Origin of the sequence: Streptomyces sp. NPDC048416 (assembly GCF_043200435.1) — a bacterium.
Taxonomy (GTDB): domain Bacteria; phylum Actinomycetota; class Actinomycetes; order Streptomycetales; family Streptomycetaceae; genus Streptomyces.
Genome location: NZ_JBICXU010000003.1, coordinates 259,983 through 278,202, shown reverse-complemented (window position 1 = coordinate 278,202; position 18,220 = coordinate 259,983). Strand labels below are relative to the sequence as shown.

General features: G+C 70.9%; 17 protein-coding genes. 2 read left to right on the top strand and 15 right to left on the bottom strand.

Annotation, left to right across the window (positions count from 1 at the left end):
- The first annotated feature begins 45 nt into the window (after positions 1-45).
- Positions 46-1,035 (top strand): NAD-dependent epimerase/dehydratase family protein, encoded by a 990-nt coding sequence (locus tag ACGFW5_RS05995; protein WP_393832957.1) that lies wholly within the window; start codon positions 46-48, stop codon positions 1,033-1,035.
- Between the two features lie 57 nt (positions 1,036-1,092).
- Here the strand turns inward: ACGFW5_RS05995 and ACGFW5_RS05990 are convergent, their stop codons facing one another.
- Both ACGFW5_RS05990 and ACGFW5_RS05985 read right to left on the bottom strand, forming a co-directional pair.
- Complete coding sequence (locus ACGFW5_RS05990; protein WP_393832956.1) at positions 1,093-1,884, bottom strand: SGNH/GDSL hydrolase family protein; 792 nt, start codon at positions 1,882-1,884, stop codon at positions 1,093-1,095.
- A gap of 357 nt (positions 1,885-2,241) precedes the next feature.
- A complete protein-coding gene (locus tag ACGFW5_RS05985; protein WP_393833086.1) occupies positions 2,242-3,300 on the bottom strand; it encodes a peptidase S8 in 1,059 nt (352 codons plus the stop codon).
- Between the two features lie 927 nt (positions 3,301-4,227).
- Between ACGFW5_RS05985 and ACGFW5_RS05980 the strand changes: the two genes are divergently transcribed.
- Positions 4,228-5,049 carry a tyrosine-protein phosphatase gene (locus ACGFW5_RS05980; protein WP_393832955.1) on the top strand — a complete coding sequence of 274 codons (822 nt, stop codon included), beginning with the start codon at positions 4,228-4,230 and terminating at the stop codon, positions 5,047-5,049.
- A gap of 28 nt (positions 5,050-5,077) precedes the next feature.
- On the opposite strand, the gene ACGFW5_RS05975 is transcribed toward ACGFW5_RS05980, so the two are convergent.
- The 13 genes from ACGFW5_RS05975 to ACGFW5_RS05915 form a co-directional block, all read right to left on the bottom strand.
- Complete coding sequence (locus tag ACGFW5_RS05975) at positions 5,078-5,248, bottom strand: DUF6126 family protein (protein WP_393832954.1); 171 nt, start codon at positions 5,246-5,248, stop codon at positions 5,078-5,080.
- A gap of 15 nt (positions 5,249-5,263) precedes the next feature.
- Positions 5,264-5,860, bottom strand: a complete 597-nt coding sequence (locus ACGFW5_RS05970; protein ID WP_393832953.1) for a helix-turn-helix domain-containing protein — start codon at positions 5,858-5,860, stop codon at positions 5,264-5,266.
- Positions 5,861-6,097: 237 nt separating this feature from the next.
- Entirely contained in the window at positions 6,098-7,534 is a 1,437-nt protein-coding gene (locus ACGFW5_RS05965; protein ID WP_393832952.1) for an aspartate aminotransferase family protein, read from the bottom strand.
- A gap of 314 nt (positions 7,535-7,848) precedes the next feature.
- Positions 7,849-8,871 carry an adenosyl-hopene transferase HpnH gene (hpnH, locus tag ACGFW5_RS05960; RefSeq protein WP_393832951.1) on the bottom strand — a complete coding sequence of 341 codons (1,023 nt, stop codon included), beginning with the start codon at positions 8,869-8,871 and terminating at the stop codon, positions 7,849-7,851.
- A 5-nt stretch (positions 8,872-8,876) separates the two neighbouring features.
- Positions 8,877-9,518, bottom strand: coding sequence for a 1-hydroxy-2-methyl-2-butenyl 4-diphosphate reductase (locus ACGFW5_RS05955; RefSeq protein WP_393832950.1), 642 nt, complete (start codon positions 9,516-9,518; stop codon positions 8,877-8,879).
- A complete protein-coding gene (gene shc, locus ACGFW5_RS05950; protein ID WP_393832949.1) occupies positions 9,518-11,512 on the bottom strand; it encodes a squalene--hopene cyclase in 1,995 nt (664 codons plus the stop codon). The genes ACGFW5_RS05955 and shc overlap by 1 nt, the downstream gene beginning before the upstream one ends.
- Positions 11,513-11,619: 107 nt before the next feature.
- Complete coding sequence (locus ACGFW5_RS05945) at positions 11,620-12,729, bottom strand: polyprenyl synthetase family protein (RefSeq protein WP_393832948.1); 1,110 nt, start codon at positions 12,727-12,729, stop codon at positions 11,620-11,622.
- Positions 12,726-14,108: a hydroxysqualene dehydroxylase HpnE gene (gene hpnE, locus ACGFW5_RS05940; protein WP_393832947.1), complete on the bottom strand. Its 1,383-nt coding sequence runs from the start codon at positions 14,106-14,108 to the stop codon at positions 12,726-12,728. Before hpnE ends, ACGFW5_RS05945 begins: the two co-directional genes overlap by 4 nt.
- Complete coding sequence (locus tag ACGFW5_RS05935) at positions 14,105-14,248, bottom strand: hypothetical protein (protein WP_393832946.1); 144 nt, start codon at positions 14,246-14,248, stop codon at positions 14,105-14,107. The genes hpnE and ACGFW5_RS05935 overlap by 4 nt, the downstream gene beginning before the upstream one ends.
- Positions 14,248-15,198 (bottom strand): presqualene diphosphate synthase HpnD, encoded by a 951-nt coding sequence (gene hpnD, locus ACGFW5_RS05930; protein WP_393832945.1) that lies wholly within the window; start codon positions 15,196-15,198, stop codon positions 14,248-14,250. The genes ACGFW5_RS05935 and hpnD overlap by 1 nt, the downstream gene beginning before the upstream one ends.
- Positions 15,195-16,088 (bottom strand): squalene synthase HpnC, encoded by an 894-nt coding sequence (gene hpnC / locus ACGFW5_RS05925; protein ID WP_393832944.1) that lies wholly within the window; start codon positions 16,086-16,088, stop codon positions 15,195-15,197. The genes hpnD and hpnC overlap by 4 nt, the downstream gene beginning before the upstream one ends.
- Before the next feature lie 441 nt (positions 16,089-16,529).
- On the bottom strand, positions 16,530-17,345 hold the full coding sequence (locus ACGFW5_RS05920) for an ABC transporter ATP-binding protein (RefSeq protein ID WP_393832943.1): 816 nt from the start codon (positions 17,343-17,345) through the stop codon (positions 16,530-16,532).
- On the bottom strand, positions 17,332-18,213 hold the full coding sequence (locus ACGFW5_RS05915) for an ABC transporter permease (RefSeq protein ID WP_393832942.1): 882 nt from the start codon (positions 18,211-18,213) through the stop codon (positions 17,332-17,334). Before ACGFW5_RS05915 ends, ACGFW5_RS05920 begins: the two co-directional genes overlap by 14 nt.
- Between the last annotated feature and the right edge of the window lie 7 nt (positions 18,214-18,220).

Here is an 18,220-nt window from a genome sequence, read left to right as displayed (position 1 = left end):
AAGCAACCGTTCCTTACGGCTCGCGCCGTGGGCACAGTGGACGCCATGAAACTGCTGATGCTGGGTGGAACGGAATTCGTGGGCCGGGCCGTGACCGAGGCGGCGTTGGCCCGCGGGCACGAGGTGACGGTCTTTCACCGCGGGCGGCACGAGCCGCCCGCAGGGGCGCTCTCCCTCCGGGGCGACCGCGCCGCCGAGGGCGGGCTCGCGGCGCTCGCGGACGGCACGTGGGACGTGGTCGTCGACACCTGGTCCGGCGCCCCGGTCGCGGTCCGTGACGCGGCCCGGCTGCTCGCCGGCCGCGCCGAGCGGTACGTCTATGTGTCGAGCCGGTCGGTGTACCCCCATCCGACGCCGCCCGAAGCGGACGAGCGGGCGCCGCTGGTGGACGGATCGCCCGACGCCACGGGCGAGGTGGACTATCCGCAGGCCAAGCGGGGCGGCGAGCTGGCCGCGGTCCGTGAGTTCGGCGAGGACAGGGCGCTGTTGGTGCGGGCGGGGCTGATCCTCGGCCCGTGGGAGAACATCGGCCGGCTCCCGTGGTGGCTGGCCCGGGCCGCACGCGGCGGAGACATGCTCGCCCCGGGCCCTCGCGACCTGGGCGTGCAGTACATCGACTGCCGTGATCTCGCCCAGTGGATCCTGGACGCGGCGCAGGACGGCCTGGGCGGCGCGTACAACCTGGTCAGCCCGGTGGGTCACGCCACCATGGGGTCTCTTCTCGATGCCTGCGTACGCGTCACCGGCGGGCGGGCCGTGCCGCGCTGGACCGACCCGGAGCCGATCCTCGCGGCCGGAATCGAGCCGTGGATGCAGCTGCCGGTGTGGATTCCGCCGGGCGAGCTGCACGACACGATCCACGCCACGACGGTCGCGAAGGCGGTGGCTGCCGGGCTGCGCTGCCGCCCCGTCGAGGAGACGGTCGCCGACACCTGGGCCTGGCTCCGCTCGATCGGCGGGACCGCGCCTCAGCGCCCGGACCGCCCCCGGCTCGGTCTCGACCCGGAGACGGAGGCGAAGGTACTGGCCCGCTGAGCGCCCAAATCCCCGGACTAGGACGCCTGATGACCGACCGTCAGAGTTGACGGCACGTCAGAGCGGCAGAAGGTCGGGCCGCTTGGCGGAGACCTCGTCGCCCGACGACTCGCCGCGCAGCCGTCGCCCGATCCACGGCACCAGGTACTCGCGCGCCCAGTGGATGTCGTCGCGCCGCACCTCCAGGGTGTTGCGCGGCGGCAGCGGCGGCCAGGGCTGGTCCGGGTCGGCCGGCACGTCGAGCCCGAGCACCTGGGCCGCCCGAAGGGCGACGCGGGTGTGTCCCTCGGCGGAGAGGTGCAGCCGGTCACCGTCCCAGGCGCGCCGGTCCTGGACCGACTTGAGCGACCACAGGTCGAGCACCGGGCAGTCGTAGCGGTCGGCGATGGCCCGCACATGCCCGTTGTACGTCGCGATCTTGCCCCGCAGATGGCGCAGGAGCGTGACGCCCCGGGTGTCGAAGCCGGTGGTCACCATGACGGTCCCGACCGCCGGCTTCAGGTCGGCGAGTGCCCGCTCGAAGCGTTCGGCCACCTCGTCGGGGTCGGTGCCGGGACGGATGATGTCGTTGCCGCCCGCGCAGAAGCTCACCAGGTCGGGAGCGAGCTCCTTGGCCCTGGGCACCTGGTCCTCGACGATCTGGTCGAGGAGTTTGCCCCGCACCGCGAGATTGGCATAGCGGAAGGTGCCCTCGGGCCGCTGGTCGGCGAGGAGCACAGCGAACCGGTCCGCCCAGCCGACGAACGTCCCGTCCGGACCGGGGTCGCCGACCCCTTCCGTGAAGCTGTCGCCGATCGCCGTGTACGACCCGAACGTGCCGTTGCTGAATGATCTCGAATCGTCTGCCACGAGGGTCCATCCTCCACCCGCGCAAGTGACCTACGCCACCGTAGGGAGGGGTTGACTGGGGGTGATATAGACCACCCGGTCAGTTTCCCGTGTCCGGGAATAGTCGGCCGACCGTCCACAACTGACGTGCCGGGAAGGGCTTTTGACCCTCGCTCCGCACGACGGACGTCCCGATGCCTGCGCCGTACCGGACGGAGGTCACACCGGGAAACGGCCGAAGGGGCCGTCGCGATGCGACGGCCCCGGATGTCGGCGGTTGCCCGAACCAGCGGTCCGGTTGGCTGCCGGGTTGGCGGGTTGGTGGGTTGGTGGGTCGAGGGGTGGGCGGATTGGCGGGTGGGTCAGCCGGTCAGCCGGTCAGCCGGTGAACGCCGCCGTGCCGTTCGGGGTGCCGAGGCCCGTCGGCCCGTCGTAGCCGGAGCCCGCCTCGCACAGGTAGGTGCCGCAGCCACCATTGGCGCCGGAGGTGACGTCGTTGAGGGCGGAGGTGTGGGCGTAGGGGAAGGACGAGGGGGTGGCATTCGCGCTGGGGGCGCCGGCCAGGGCGTACACGCCGGCGATGATCGGCGAGGAGGCGCTGGTGCCGCCGTACACGTTCCAGCCGCCGGCCTGATACGTGTCGTACACCGCGACGCCGGTGGCCGGGTCGGCGACCGCGGAGACGTCGGCGACGGTGCGCTTGGCGCAGCCGGTGTCCTTCTGCCAGGACGGCTTCGGGTCGTTCGCGGAGCAGCCCGAGCCGGCTCCGTCACCGCCGCCGCTCGATCCCCAGACCGACTCGGACCAGCCGCGCGTGCTGCTGTCCTTCTTCAGCGACGTGCCGCCGACAGCGGTGACGTACTGGGAGGCGGCCGGGTACTCGACGCCGTAGCCGTTGTCGCCGGAGGAGACGGTGATGGCGACGCCGGGGTGGTTGAAGTACTTGCTGTCTGCGGTGGTGTCGCCCGCGTCCTCACCGCCGCCGTAGCTGTTGGAGACGTACTTGGCGCCCATGGAGACCGCGCGGTTCACCGCGGTTCCCAGGTCATCCATGCTCGCGGAATTGGCCTCGACGAGCAGGATGTGGCACTGCGGGCACACGGCGCTGACCATGTCGACGTCGAGGGAGATCTCGCCGGCCCAACCCGCGTCCGCCGTGGGGTAGTTGGTGCCGCCGTTCTGGTCGGCCTTCTTGAAGCAGCCGTTGGCGGTGGTGCAGGCGGGCAGCCCGTACTGCGAGCGGTACGCGGCGAGGTCCGACTCCGCGTTCGGGTCGTCCTGCGCGTCCACGATCGCCACGGTCGCACCGGCGCCACCGCCGGCCGGAAGGTTGTAGGCCTTCTGGAGGTCGGCGGGCCCGAGGCCGGAGGGGGCGGCGCCTGCGGTGAGGCCCCTGTGCTGCTGGACGTCCGTACGCTCCAGCGCGAGGCAGTGCATCATGCGGAGTCCGGCCTGTGCGGCGCACAACTGCTTGACGTCGGAGGCGGGATGGCCGGCCTGCTGGGCGGTGGCCGAGGGGGCCGCGGCGAGAAGACCCGCCGTGACGAGCGTGAGCAGAGACAGCAGCGCGGGCGCGGCGGCGCCGGATCGTTGTCCGAACCTGAAGGTCCGTATGTGTTGCACGTTCTTCCTCCATGGGGGGATCGCCCGGTCCTGGGAATCGGACAGGACGCGAAGAAACGTCGAGTGCATGACAAATTGACGTTCGGAGACTGCCACCACGAGGAGTGGGGGCAGTCACGAACGTACCGACAGGCCCCACGCGTTGACAGGAGTCCCAAGGCAAAGGCTTTCTCTCGACTATGTGCGGACTTGCGCCTTTGATGGCGAAGAGGTGAAGAGATCCCACCGGAATGAACAAACCTCTTGCGGGGGCCGGGTTTTCAGGAATGGACGCCCGGGGTCACACGTGTCCGCCGAGCCTCCGCCAGACCGCCGCCGGGACCCGGCACGGATGAACCCCCCGCTGCCGTAAGCGAGATGGCGGCGCCGACCGGCTCGGCGGCCCGGCGACGCGGCCACCCGGCGGCGCGGCGACGCGGCCACCCGGCGGCGCGGCGATGCGGCGACCCGGCGGCCCGGCGGCCCGACCCGGCAGCCCGGCAGCCCGGCGACGCGGCGACGCGGCGAACCTGCGAACCTGCGACCCGGCGACCCCTCGGCCCGGCCCGGCGGCCCGACGGCCCGGCAGCCCGGCAGCCCGGCAGCGCCAGAGAGCGCTCTCACCTCGGGCGTCGGCCGGCCGGGCCCCGCGTGAGGGCAACGTTTGTACGGGAGGCACGGAGATGGTTGCCCCAGGAACGTTTGTCGTATCGTCGAAAGACGCGCAGGCCGCGCCGCCCAGGACCGACGTCAGGAGTCCCCGTGACCCAACAGATTCCGCAGGCCCCCACCGCCTCCGCCGAGCCCGCACTGTCGGGGGTGCGCAACTTCCGTGACGTGGGCGGGCTGCCGACCGTGGACGGCCTTCGGGTGCGGGGCGGGCGGCTCTATCGCAGTGGGCACCTCGCCCACGCCACCGCCGCGGACGCCGCTTTCCTCGCCACGCTCGGCCTGCACACCGTCTTCGACTTCCGCAATGCCGGGGACCAGAAGCTGGAAGGACCCGACGTCGCACTGCCGGGCGTGCGCAACGTCAACATCCCGCTGACGGATCCGGCCGACGGCGCCGAGTTCTGGAAGATGGTCCGCGAGGGCGACCTCGACGAGCTGCGGTCCGCGCTCTCGGGGAGCAGGGGCGCGGACCGGATGATCGCGTCGTACCGCGAGATCATCACCCACCGCACCGCCGAGCACAGCCGGGTGCTGCACGCGCTCGCCGACGACAGCGTGCCGGCCCTGATGCACTGCGCGGCGGGCAAGGACAGGGCGGGCGTGTCCATAGCGGTGGCCCTGCTCGCGGTCGGCGTGGAGCGCGATGCCATCGAGGCCGACTACCTCAAGTCCAACGCCCCGCACCGCCGTTACCGGGTGCGCCGCACGAGCGCGTCGCCCGATGCGATGTCCGACGAGGTGATGGAGCTGCTGAGCCCCCTCTTCGACGCCCGTGCGAGCTATCTGCACGCCGCGTTCGACACCATCGAGACGACCTGGGGCACCACCGACCGCTACTTCCGCGACGGACTGGGGCTCGCCCCCGAGACCCGCGAGCGGCTGCGTGAACGGCTCCTGGAAGGCTCCGCCTGAGCCCTCCGGCCGGGGGCCGGACGGGCACCTACTTGCCGCCGACCTCGAAGAGCAGATAGAGGAAGCCCGCGAAGATGTGTCCGGCGATGAGATAGGCGAAGAGGCGGACGACCAGACCCCTCGGGAACTTGGTCTCCGCGGTCTCCTCGATGTTCTTGCGGGGCGTCGCCGCGATGGGAGCGCTCTCAGGCTCGGACATGTCTGGTGTGTCCTCTCAGCTGTGCGGGTGGTACGGATGCGGATCGGGGCTCTGCAACAGGGTGTGCACGAAGAGGAATTCGGCCCCGCCGCGGGAGGCGGCCGAGATCCGGTGCGGGGTCAGCGAGTCGAAGTGCGCGCTGTCACCCGGGTCGAGTTCGTGAGTGGCCTCCCCCAGGCTCAGCCTGAGCCGGCCGGTCAGGACGTACAGCCACTCCTCGCCGGGGTGGACGCGGACGAGTTCGCGCTGGGTGCCGTACGGAACCTCCACGCGCAGCGCCTGCATGGCGCGCCCCGGCCCGCCGGTCTGGTGGTACGTCCAGCCGTCGGCCTCGCGCGGTGCGGCGCGGCCGGCCCGCAGGACGGGCTCGCGCTCGGGCGGCATTTCGCCGAGCAGTTCCGAAACCGTCGTACCGTAGATGCGGGCGAGCCCGAGCAGCATCGGCAGCGAAGGCTGACGCGCGCCCGTTTCGAGCCGGGACAGATGCGCGGGCGAGAGGCCGGCCCGCTGGGCGGCGGCCTCCAGGGTGAGGCCGCGGCGGCGGCGCAGTTCGCGCAGCCGGGGTGCGACGCCCGGGAGCGCCGCGACGTCGTCGTCGCCAGGAGTGCTCATGCACCCCATTCAGGCAGTCGGTTGCCTCAGAGGCAAATCTTTTGCCTCTGAGGCAAACCCTGCCGTGGCCGGCCCCTAGGGGGTGTCTGGTGGATCATGGCCGGGGGTGCGGCGCCTGGCACGGCACCTCGCGGCGTTGCCGAAACGCCCCGATAGCTCCGCTATCACGACGTTCCGGCGCCTTGCGATGCACCGCACCAGGCGCCGCACCCCCGGCCATGATCCACCAGACACCCCCTAGCGGTTGGCGACGGCCTGTTTCACCAGGGTCCGGCCGAAGTCCCACATGAGTCCGCCGCCCCCGTGCGCGTCGTCCATGACAGCGGTGAACGCCTCGACGAACCGGTCGACCTCGCGCTCCGTGATGGTCAGCGGCGGAATCAGCTTGATCACTTCCAGGTGGTCGCCCGAGACCTGGGTGAGGATGCGGTGCTTCTGGAGCAGCGGCACGACCACCATCTGCGCGAACAACCCCTTGCGGGCGGCCTGGAGCATGGTCCAGCGGCTGCGCAGCTTGAGCGAGGACGGCCGACCGAACTCGATGCCGATCATGAGCCCGCGGCCCCGGACGTCCGACAGGAGCTCGTAGCGGTCGATCAGGGCCGCGAGCCGGGTGCGCAGCAGATCGCCGGTGGTGCGCGCGTTCTCGACGATCCCCTCCTCCTCCATCACGGACAGCACTGCGAGGCCGGCCGCCATGGCCTGGGCGTTGGAGCCGAAACTGGCCGAGTGGACCAGGACGCGGTCCATCGACGAGTACACCTTCTTGAAGATCCACTCCTTGCCGAGGGTCGCTCCGACCGGAACATAGCCGCCTGAGAGCGCTTTCGCGACGCACACCAGGTCCGGTTCGACGCCCGGGTCGCGCTGGTAGGCGTAGAAGTCGCCGGTGCGCCCGAGGCCGGTCTGCACCTCGTCGGCGATCAGCAGCGCCTTGTGCCGGTGCAGCAGTTCCTGCGCGGCGAGCAGATAGCCGGGCGGCGCCTCGTTGACCCCCTTGCCCTGGATCGGTTCGACGATGAGCGCGGCCACGTCGCCACGCTTCAACTCCCGCTCCAGCGCAGCCAGATCGCCGAGGGGGAGCGCCGTGTCGGGCAGCAGCGGGGCGAACCCGTCGCGGAAGCCGGACTCGCCGTTGACCGAGAGCGAGCCGGTCGTCAGGCCGTGGAAGGCGTGCGAACAGTAGAGGACCCTGGGCCTGCCGGTCGCGTACCGGGCGAATTTGAGAGCGGTCTCAACGGCCTCGGTCCCGCTGTTGCCGAAGAACACCCGGTCCAGGTGCGGGCTGTGCGTGAGCAGCTTCTCGGCGAGCAGCCCGGGCAGGGGCTGGCAGTCGAAACGGGTCAGGTCGGCGAGCGAGGCGTCCAGCACGTCGTGCAGTGCCTTGCGGACCACCGGATGGTGCCGGCCCAGGCCCATGACGCCGAAGCCCGCGAGCATGTCGAGGTAGTCGTTGCCTTCGGAGTCCCAGAAGTAGGCGCCCTCGGCCCGCTCGTACACCTTGTCGAAGCCGATGGTGTGCAGCATGCGGGGAAGCTGGTGGTTGAGGTGTCTGGTGTGCAGTTCATAGCGCTCGGCGCCGCGTTCGGCGAGGAGTCGCGTGAGGTCGAAGCCCTTGCCCTGAGGGACTTCGGGGCTCGGTGCGGGGAAGCCCTTCGGCTCGCCGTCGGTCATGCGTCCTTCTCCTTCTCGCCGCAGCGGCGGCTCTCTCCGTGACCGCGAGCGCGGCGCCGATCCGTCCCGCGCTCTCGACCGGGCGGGCCCGATGTCGGCCACAGCACCTTTGCGCGCCGCTTTTCGGATCCTGTTCGGCTCGCGTTCACCCTCGGGCCCGTGTCACGGCGGAGCCGGCCGGGCGGCGTCGCGCGCCCCCGCCGGACAGCCGCCGGCCGGGCCCGGGGGCTCTGCGCGCCGCGCGTCCCGCCCCGGGCCGTCGACGCGCAGAGCCCCGGGGAGCCCGGACAGCCGGGCTCTCCGGGGCTCAGACGTCACCCGCGGTTGGCCTGAATGGTCTCGCGCACCGCCCTGAGCGATTCCTTGAGGGACCCCATGGTCGCGAGCACGGCGGTCGGCTCGTAGCCGCAGTGCGCCATGCAGTTCGCGCACCGGTCGTCCTTGCCGCGGCCGTACTTGTCCCAGTCGGTGTCCTCGACCAGCTCCCGGTACGTCGGCACGTACCCGTCGCTCATCAGGTAGCAGGGCCGCTGCCAGCCGAACAGGGAGTAGTTGGGGATGGCCCATGCCGTGCACGGGAAGTCGGCCTTGCCCTCCAGGAAGTCCAGGAAGAGCGGTGAGTGGTTGAGCCGCCAGCGTGCGCGGTTGCCGCCGGAGAACGCTTTCTTGAAGAGCTCCCGGGTCTGTTCGACACCCAGGAAGTGCTCCTGGTCGGGCGCCTTCTCATAGGCGTAGGCGGGCGAGATCATCATCTCGTCGACCTTGAGGTCGTCATTGAGGAAGTTGAGCACCTCGATGATCGTCTGCGGGGTGTCGGTGTTGAAGAAGGTCGAGTTGGTGGTGACCCGGAAGCCCTGTCGCTTCGCCTCCTTGATCGCCTCCACCGCCTCGTCGAAGACGCCTTCCTTCGCCACGGACTCGTCGTGCCGCTCGCGCAGCCCGTCGATGTGCACGGCGAACGCGAAGTACGGCGACGGCGTGAACTTCTCCAGCTTCTTACGCATGAGCAGGGCGTTGGTGCACAGGAAGACGTATTTCTTCTTGGCCACCAACTGCCGCACAATTTCGTCGATCTGAGGGTGCATCAGCGGCTCGCCGCCCGCGATGGAGACCATCGGGGCGCCCGATTCCAGAACCGCTCCGACGGCCTGGGCCACCGGCATGCGCTGCTTCAGGATCCCGGCCGGATGCTGGATCTTTCCGCAGCCCTCACATTTCAGGTTGCAGGCGAAGAGCGGTTCCAGCTCGACGATCAGCGGGAACTTCTCACGCTTGCGCAACTTCTGTTCAAAGAGATAGGTCCCGACCCTGATGGACTGGCGAAGCGGCATGGCCATCTGGCTCACCTCCTGGGGAGCAGCAAAGAACGGTGCCATTCAAAGAAAGCGGGAAGAACGGCACGAAGAACGCGGAAGGCTGATATTCCACCGCGCACCGTGCCAATCCGGACGAGTTCATGTTCTGGAGCGTCCACGACCACCCGGACGGCCGCAACCGGACGCGGTCCGGCCCGCTGGGCGGCCCACAGCGTAGCGGCGGACTCCATGTCCACCGCGATCGCCCCGGTCGCCCTCAGACCGGCCCGCTCCGGGCCCCGTACGACGTGATCGGACCCGGCGAGCGGGCCGGTGTGGACGGTGCGGCCCGGCAGCGCCGCGGCGAGCGCCGTGGCCAGCACCTCGACGTCGACGCAGCCGGTGGTACCCCGCGGATCACGGGTTTCCTCGGCGACGACCAGGTCCCCGGGGTGCATCCCGGGGACGAGGCCGGCGCAGAAGCCTGAGGCGATGACCGCCGCGTCGTGTGTCCCGGGCGCACTCAGGGTGCGTCCCAGAGCGCGTTCGGCGGCCTTGGGACCCATGCCGCTGCGCAGCACGGTGACCGGGCCCGCGGCTCCGCGGGCGCCGCGCAGCGCGAGGCGCTCGATGGTGAGCGCACAGGCGATCACCAGCGGCACGGGCCGCGGATCCTGGGGTGTGTCCATCAACTCCCCTTGCCGGCGTTGGGAGAGAACGGTTCTCCATGGACGTAGCGACCGAGCGCGGTCAGCGGGAACACCTGCCGGTACAGGTGGTAGTTGATCGAGAAGTCCCAGGGGAACCCGGTCCCGGTGAAGTAGGGCTCGTCCCAGGAGCCGTCCTCGCGCTGGTTCTCGGCCAGCCAGGCGACGCCTCGCTCGGCGGCCCTGCCGTCCCGCTCCCCCGCGGCGAGGAGCGCGAGCAGCGCCCAGGCGGTCTGGGAGGCCGTGGAGGGCCCGCGGCCCATCCATTCGGTCTCGCCGTAGGAGCGCAGGTCCTCGCCCCAGCCGCCGTCGTCGTTCTGCACGGATTCCAGCCAGTTCACCGCGCGGCGGACCGCCGGGTGCGATGCGGGGATCCCGGCCGCGACCAGCGCGGGCACCACCGACCCCGTCCCGTATACGTAGTTGACGCCCCAGCGCCCGAACCAGGCGCCGTTGGGCTCCTGTTCGGCGATCAGCCACTCGATGCCGCGCCGGGTGCGCGGATCGTGGGCCTTGCCCTCGTAGGCCAGCATCTCCACGACATGGGCGGTGACGTCGGCCGACGGCGGGTCGATGACCTCGCCGAAATCGCAGAACGGCAGCCGGTTGGGGAAGGGGCTGGTGTTGTCCGCGTCGAACGCGGCCCAGGCGCCGTTCTTCGACTGCATGCCGAGGCTCCAGCGCACCCCGCGCGCGATGGCCGCCTCGACCTTCTCGCTCTGCGGATGCTTGACCCGGCGCAGCGCCAGGATCACCTCCGCGGTGTCGTCGATGTCCGGGTAGTTGTCGTTGTGGAACTCGAACGCCCAACCGCCGGGCTCCAGTCGGGGCCTGCGGACGGCCCAGTCGCCGGGCCGGGTGATCTCCTCGGCGACCATCCAGTCGGCCGCCTTGACCAGGGCGGGGTGGTCCGCAGGGACGCCCGCGTCGGCGAGCGCGATGGCGGCCAGACAGGTGTCCCACACCGGGGACTGGCACGCCTCGATCATGCGGGCACCGTCCTCGCGCCACACCGCGAACCGGTCGAGCGAGGCAAGGCCGGCCCGCATCACCGGGTGGTCGAGGTCGTAGCCGAGCAGGTGCAGGGCGATCACCGAGTACACCGCGGGGGGCTGGATGCCGCCCCAGCAGCCGTCGTTCTCCTGGCGCTCGATGATCCAGCGCGCCGCGCCACGCATCGCGGCCCGGCGCAGCACCCGCGGCGCCACCTTGCGATAGGCGTGCAGCACCTTGTCGAGCCGCTGGAACGTGCCGCTCCAACTCGCCACCCGGTCAAGGGGTTTGGCGGGGTTGGGGCACCGGGGGTCGGTGTGCAGCTCGTCGAGCGCGAAGGGCGCCGGACGGACCGGCCGCTTCGCCGACACCACGGTGAGCGGCACGATGGTCTGCCGCGCCCAGCAGCCGAAGTCGTAGATGTTGAGCGGGACCCACGGCGGCAGGAAGATCAGCTCGGGCGGCAGCTCGGGCAGGTCGTCCCACTTCCACCAGCCGAACAGGGCCAGCCAGATACGGGTGAAGACCCGGGCCGAGGCGATTCCGCCCTTCGCCCTGATCCACGCCGAGGCGCGGGCCATGTGCGCGTCCTCGGGCAGGTCGCCGGCGAGCCGGAGGGCGACGTACGCCTCGATGGTGGCGGACAGTTCGCCGGGTCCGCCGTAGAAGGTCGCCCAAGTGCCGTCGTCACGCTGCTCGCCCCGGATGTGCAGGGCCGCGGCCCGGAGCGTCCTGTCGTCCTGGATCCCCAGGAACTGCCGCAGCAGCAGGTCCTCGGCGTCCATGGTGACGTTGGTCTCCAGGTCGCCCTTCCACCAGCCCTGGGCGTCCTGTCTCGCCAACAGGTGCTCCACGCCGCGTTCCGCGGCCAGCCGGGCGGCGTCGAGCACCTTGTCCGCGCCGGGAGCCGTCCCGGCGGTCGTACTGGCCGCGGCGGCCCGGGGCAGCGGGGCCCCGGTGCTTCCGTCGGTCGTCGCTGTCATGGCTTCCCCTTAGTGCAGTGGCTACTTCTGCTGTGCTGGGGTCTCCGTCGGAGCGAGCCCGGTTGCCCGGGCCCTTCCGGCGACTGCGAGTCATATGGGAATGGTGATCATCTCTTTCGTACGACGACGAAGTCCGCCAGCGCGGTGAGCTGCGCGCGGACGATTTCGGGCATGTCGACGGCGCCGAGTGCGTCGATGGCGATGGTGTGCTGCCTGCGGGCCTCCTGCGAGGTCCATTCGCGGCCGCCGGCCTCCTCGATCAGAGCCGCACGGGTGGCGAACTCCGCCTCGGAGAAGCTGTCGAAGTCATTGCTCTTGGCGTCGGCGGCGAGCAGTTCACCGAGCCGTGTGGAGGCCGTGCCGCCCGCGGCGAGCGCGGCGACGACCGGCAACGACTTCTTGCGCTGGCGCAGGTCGCTCCAGGTCTGCTTGCCCGTGGCGTCCGGGTCGCCCCAGATGCCGAGCAGGTCGTCGACGGCCTGGAAGGCGAGGCCGAGGTGATAGCCGTACGCCTCAAGGACGTCGGCCGTCCTGTCGTCCGCGCCGCCGAGGACCGCGCCGATGGAGACGGCGCAGGCGAGCAGTGCGCCCGTCTTGTTGCCCTCCATCTCCAGGCACTCCTCGACGGTGACCCGCTCGCGGTGCTCGTAGGAGATGTCCTGGGCCTGACCGTCGATCAGCTTGCGCGTGGCGGTGGTGAGCCGGCGCGTGGCGCGGCCCGCGTCGACCGTGCCGAGCTCCAGCAGGACCTCGTTGGCGAGGGCGAACAGGGCGTCGCCCACGAGGATCGCCTGCGCCGGGCCGTGCACCTTCCACACCGTGTCCCGGTGGCGGCGCTGTTCGTCGCCGTCCATGAGGTCGTCGTGCAGGAGCGAGAAGTTGTGCACGAGCTCCACCGCGACCGCCCCCGGCACACCGACCTCGGCGGCGGCACCGGCTGCCTCCGCGGAGAGCAGGGCGAGCGCGGGACGTACGGCCTTGCCGCCGTCGCCGGCCGAGGGGCGGCCCTGCGCGTCGATCCACCCGAAGTGGTAGGCGGCGACGGTGTCCATGGGAGCCGCGAGCCGGTCGACGGCCGCGCGAAGCTCCGGCGTCGACAGCGCGCGCCCCCGCTCCAGCAGGGCGTTGACGTCCACGGTGTCCACAGCCGGATTCGCCGAAGCCGAAGGCACAGTCGGCACAGTCTCTCCTCTTGTTCCAGTACTGCTAACAGTCATGCCGCCTCCTGAAGCGGATGAACATGGGGGCGGCCCAGAGCGGCGAGCGCGGCGCCGACGGCGCTGAATCCGCTGCGCACGGCGCCTTCCATGGTCGCGGGCCAGCCGGTCGCGGTCCACGCCCCGGCCAGATAGAGACCGTCCGCGCGGGTCCGCGCCGGCGGCCGCAGCCGTCCGACGCCGGGGGTGGGGGCGAACGTCGCTGTCCGCTCCCGGGTGACGAAGAAGTCGAGGATGTCCGCGCCGCGCGCCGCGGGCAACAGCTTTTCCAGCTCGGGCACGTAACGCGCGCGCAGTTCGGCCACGGGCAGCTCGATCTCGTCCCCCGCGTCGGACTGCGAGATGGCCAGATACTGCCCCCGGCCCGTGAGCCCCGAGGAGTCCGTACGGTCGAAGACCCACTGCACGGGGGTGCCGAGCGCGGCGAAGAAGGGCTGTCGCAGCACCTTGCGGTCGTAGACGACGTGCACGTTGAGGATCGGAGCGGTCCCGATGTCGAGCAGCCTGCCCGGGTTGTCGAGTGCGCCGTCGGGCAGCAGGTCGTACGTCTCCTTCTGGGGCACGGCGAGCACGACGGCGTCGGCGTCCAGCGTCTCGCCGCTCACCCGGACCTGCCAGCCGCCGTCGTCCGTACGGGAGACGGACTCGGCCTTGGTCCGCGTCTCGGTGCGCACTCCCGCGTTGTCGAGCGCCTTGCGGGCCAGGGTGTCGTGCAGTTCGCCGAGCGGCACGCGGGCCCAGCCGATGTCGGCGGCGCCCGGCTCGGAGAGCAGGCCGGTCTTGAAGACCTTGGCGGCGAGCCCCAGGGAGGCGTGCGGCGCGGTGGCGTTCAGCGTCGCCACGCCCACCAGGTCCCACAGCGCCTCGATGGTGCGGTCGGACTGGCCGTGCCGGCTGAGCCAGGTGGCGAAGTCCACGCCGTCCAGAGCCGGGTCGTCCGGGTCGAGGCGGCCGAGCGCGAGGGCGGCGCGCCCGACGGAGGCCCGCTCGGCGAGCGAGAGGTGCGGATAGGTCGCGAGGCTGCGCGCCAGGTGCAGGGGCACGGGCAGCGGGTCGCGGCGCAGCCGGCCGAGCCGGGGGCCACCGGGGTGTGCGACGTCGAGGACGGGGACGTCCAACCGGGCCTGGACCGGGGCCAGTTCCGCCCCGCCCACCCGATCGAGGAACCACCGGTAGGCGGTGCAGCAGCGCAGGTAGACGTGCTGGCCGTTGTCCACGGTGAGCTCGCCCCTGCGGAAGGAGAACGCGAGTCCGCCGAGCCTCGGCCGGCCCTCGACCAAGGTCACCTCGACGCCCGCGTCGGCGAGTTCGAGCGCCGATGTGATGCCGGCGAGACCGCCGCCGATCACCACGGCGCGCTGGGGCCGCGCGTTCGTCATGCGTCGCCCTCCCGCGTCGGCGTGCCGGTGTGGTGCGCACGGCGGGCCGGCGCGGTCCAGGGCGCCGCGAAGCGGCCGGTGGAGGCACACAGGGCCCGCGTCATGCTCTTCGGCCCTTCGTCCAGGTGCGCGTGGTGCATCAGGCGCGCCTCCTGGCGGTCTGCCGGGAGACGTTGCGCGTGTCGAGCCCCGACAGGCCGCGTACCGCGACGTACGCCTTCTCGCGGCCGGGCAGCGAGACCCGGCCGCGCAGCACCGCTTCGGGGTCGCGCTCGATGCGGTCGAGCAGCCGCCGGTAGATGCCGGCCATGGCCGCGACGCAGGCACCGCTGCGCCGGTCCAGCATGGGCAGCAGCCGGTATCCCTCGGCGAACAGGGCGCGGGCGCGCCGCACTTCGAAGTGGACGAGGCCGGCGAAGTCGGAACCGGGCGGCGGCTGGGGCCCGTTGAAACCCGTCGAGCAGCCGAACTTGGCGAGGTCGTCGGAGGGCAGATAGGTCCGCCCGTTGCCGGCGTCCTCACGAACGTCCCTGAGGATGTTGGTGAGTTGGAGGGCGAGGCCCAGCGTGTCGGCGTACTCGGCGGCGCGCTCGCTGCCCGGCGCGCCGGGCTGCGTACCGAACACGCCGAGCGAGAGCCGTCCGATGGCGCCGGCGACGCACCGGCAGTACGTCTTGAGGTCGTCCCAGGTCTCGTAGGTCTCGCCGTGGACGTCCATCAGGACGCCGTCGATGAGTTCGTCGAGTCCGCCGAGCGGGATCGGGAAGCGGCGCGCCGCGTCCGCGAGCGCCACCGCGACCGGGTCGGTGTCGTCCTCGTCGACCGCGCCGTCGCGCACACGCCCGAGCAGCGCCCGGGTCTCCTCAAGGCGCGTCTCCTTGGCGTCCTTGGCCAGCGTCCCGTCGCCGATGTCGTCGACCCGGCGCGAGAACGCGTACAGCGCGGACATGGCCTGCCGCTTGTCGGCCGGCAGCAGCCTGATGCCGTACGCGAAATTGCGCGCCTGCTGCCCGGTCACGGCCTCGCAGTAGCTGTATGCGGCCTGTACCGGTGCGGACACGGGTGCCTGTGCCTCCACTGTCCGGCTCACCCCTCTCTACGCGCTCTTCGCAAGACGGCTCCCACCTCGCGCATCAGCCTTGCCTTGGTGGGCTTGGGCGCCCCCGGGAGTACGTCGTGGCCGGCGGCAGCGACCGCGTCGAGCGCGGCACGTCCTCCGGCCACGAATCCGGCCAGCAGCAGCTTGAGTCTGCCGTGGACGCTACCCACCAGGGGGGTGCCTTCATTCAGCAACGACCCGGCGCGTTCCGCTTCGAACGCGACCAGGGCACGCACCGATGCGCTGCCGCGCGGGGCGGCCAGATCGGCCGGTGTGACGTGGAAACGTGCCATGTCCTGGGCCGGCAGGTAGATCCGGTCACGGCCGAGGTCCTCCTTCACGTCCTGGAGGTGTTCGACGATCTGCAGCGCCGTGCAGATGGCGTCGGAGCGCTGGATCCGCTCCGGGCTCGCGGTGTCGGTGAGGGCGAGGACGAGGCGTCCCACGGGGTTGGCCGAGAGCTCGCAGTAGGCGAGCAGGTCCTCGTACGTCTCGTAGCGCCGCACCCGCTGGTCCTGGCGGTTGGCCGCGATCAGCCCGAGGAACGGCTCGGGGGTGAGCCCGCAGCGCCGCACGGTGGGCTGGAGCGCCATGAGGAGCGGGTGGTGGGGCTCCGCGTCGAAGACCCGGCGCAGGTCCGCCTCGAAGGCGTCGAGCATGACGAGCCGGTCGTCCGCGTCGGCCGGGCCGACGCCGAGGTGGCGGGCGTCGGCGCCGCCGGGAGCGAGGTCGCCGTCACCGATGTCGTCGACGAGCCGGGCGAAGCCGTACACGGCCATGAGGTCGTCGCGCCAGGCGCGCGGCAGGAAGAAGGGGGCCACCGGAAAGTTCTCGTCCGCGGCCTTGTCGAGCGTGGCGCGTGATGCGGCTCCGGTGCGCACGTCCCGGACTGGGGTCACCGGGTGCCGCCCGGGGCGGGAACGGCGGCCGTCCCTTTGAGCTGGAGATCTTCCGTAGCCATGGCCGTCACATCTCCCGTTCTACACCGCCGACCCAAAACATCCTATTTCGGACACGCCGCCTGACCTCCCCGGACGGGATGGCCCGTCACGCCGGGAGCCCGGGGCGTATCACCCCACTTGCGGCGAATCAGCACCGGTACAGCTTACGTTGTACAACGGCCGCCGACGCGCCGGGGTGTTGCGAGCGTTACAAGAACACTCCCAACAGGCCCAACCTTCCCCGCACACTGGCAACTTGACGGGATCTTGACCGTCCGGACGCCGCGCGGAGTGTCCGACCACACCATAGGACGCACAAGCCCCTGCCGGGGTTGATCGACAGGGGCTTCGGGTGTGCGGACCGCCGGGGGTGAGTGGCCGTCAGCGGCCCGACTCGTTCTGGTACGCCTTGACGACCTCGTCGGTCGGCCCGTCCATGAGCAGTTCGCCACGCTCAAGCCACAGCACGCGGTCGCAGGTGTCCCGGATCGAACCGATGCTGTGGCTCACGAGGAAGACCGTTCCCGCGTGCTTGCGCAGTTCGCGGATCCGCGCCTCGGAGCGGATCTGGAACTGGCGGTCACCGGTGGCAAGCGCCTCGTCGATCATGAGAACGTCGTGGTCCTTGGCCGCGGCGATGGAGAACCGCAGCCGGGCCGCCATGCCGGAGGAGTACGTCCGCATCGGCAGGGAGATGAAGTCGCCCTTGTCGTTGATGCCGGAGAAGTCGACGATCTCCTCGTAGCGCTCCTTGACCTCCTCGCGCGACATGCCCATGGCCAGGCCGCCGAGGATGACGTTGCGCTCGCCGGTGAGGTCGTTCATCAGCGCCGCGTTCACGCCGAGCAGCGAGGGCTGCCCGTCGGTGTAGACGCGCCCGCTCTCCGGCGGCAGCAGGCCGGCGATGGCCCGCAGCAGCGTCGACTTGCCCGAGCCGTTGGAGCCGATCAGGCCGATCGCCTCGCCGCGGTACGCGGTGAACGACACGCCCTTGACCGCGTGCACCCGGCGCATGCCGCGCGAGGCGCCGCCGGTCTTGTCCTTCTTGACGATGCGGCTCAGCGCGGCCGTCGCACTGCCCCGCCCGCCGCCGCCACCGTTGACGGTGTACACGATGTGCACGTCGTCGCAGATCACGGTGGGAATGCGCGCGTCCTCGACCGCCACGCGGTCCTTGATGTCCTCAGCCACGGCCATACCGCTCCTCCGCCTTCCAGAAGTACACGAATCCCAGGGCGCCCACGACGACGGCCCAGCCGACCGCCAGGACCCAGACGTGCGGGGGCAGGGACCCGCCGCCGTAACCGTCCAGCAGGGAGTAACGCGCCAGATCCATGTAGATCGCGGCGGGGTTGACCTGCAGGACGTCCTTCAGCCAGCCCGGCTTGTCCTTGAGTACGGCGGTGATGCTGAACATCACGCCGGACGAATACATCCAGGTCCGCATGATGAACGGCATCAGCTGCGCGAGGTCGGGCGTCTTGGCGCCGAGCCGGGCGAAGATCAGCGCCAGACCGGTGTTGAAGACGAACTGCAACGCCAGCACCGGGACGATCAGGATCCACGTCATGCCCGGCGCGAAGCCGGAGGCGACCACCACGATCATCAGGACGATCATCGAGAAGAGCAGCTGCTGGAGCTGCTGGAGCGCGAACGAGATCGGCAGCGAGGCGCGCGGGAAGTGCAGGGCGCGCACCAGGCCCAGGTTGCCGGAGATCGCCCGTACGCCGGCCATCAGCGAGTTCTGCGTGAAGGTGAACAGGAACACGCCGGTCACCAGGAACGGGATGAAGACATCGTTGGGGATGCCCTTCCTCGTCCCCATGAGCACGCCGAAGATGAAGTAGTAGACCAGCGCGTTCAGCAGGGGCGTCGCCACCTGCCAGATCTGGCCGAGTTTCGCCTCGCTGTACTGGGCGGTCAGCTTGGCCGACGAGAACGACAGGATGAAGTGGCGCCGGCCCCACAGCTGCTTGATGTAAGCGGTGAGCCCGGGACGGGCGCCGCTCACCGACAGCCCGTGCTTGGCGGCGAGGTCCGCCGGGGACAGGGTTGTGTCACTCACAAGTGGA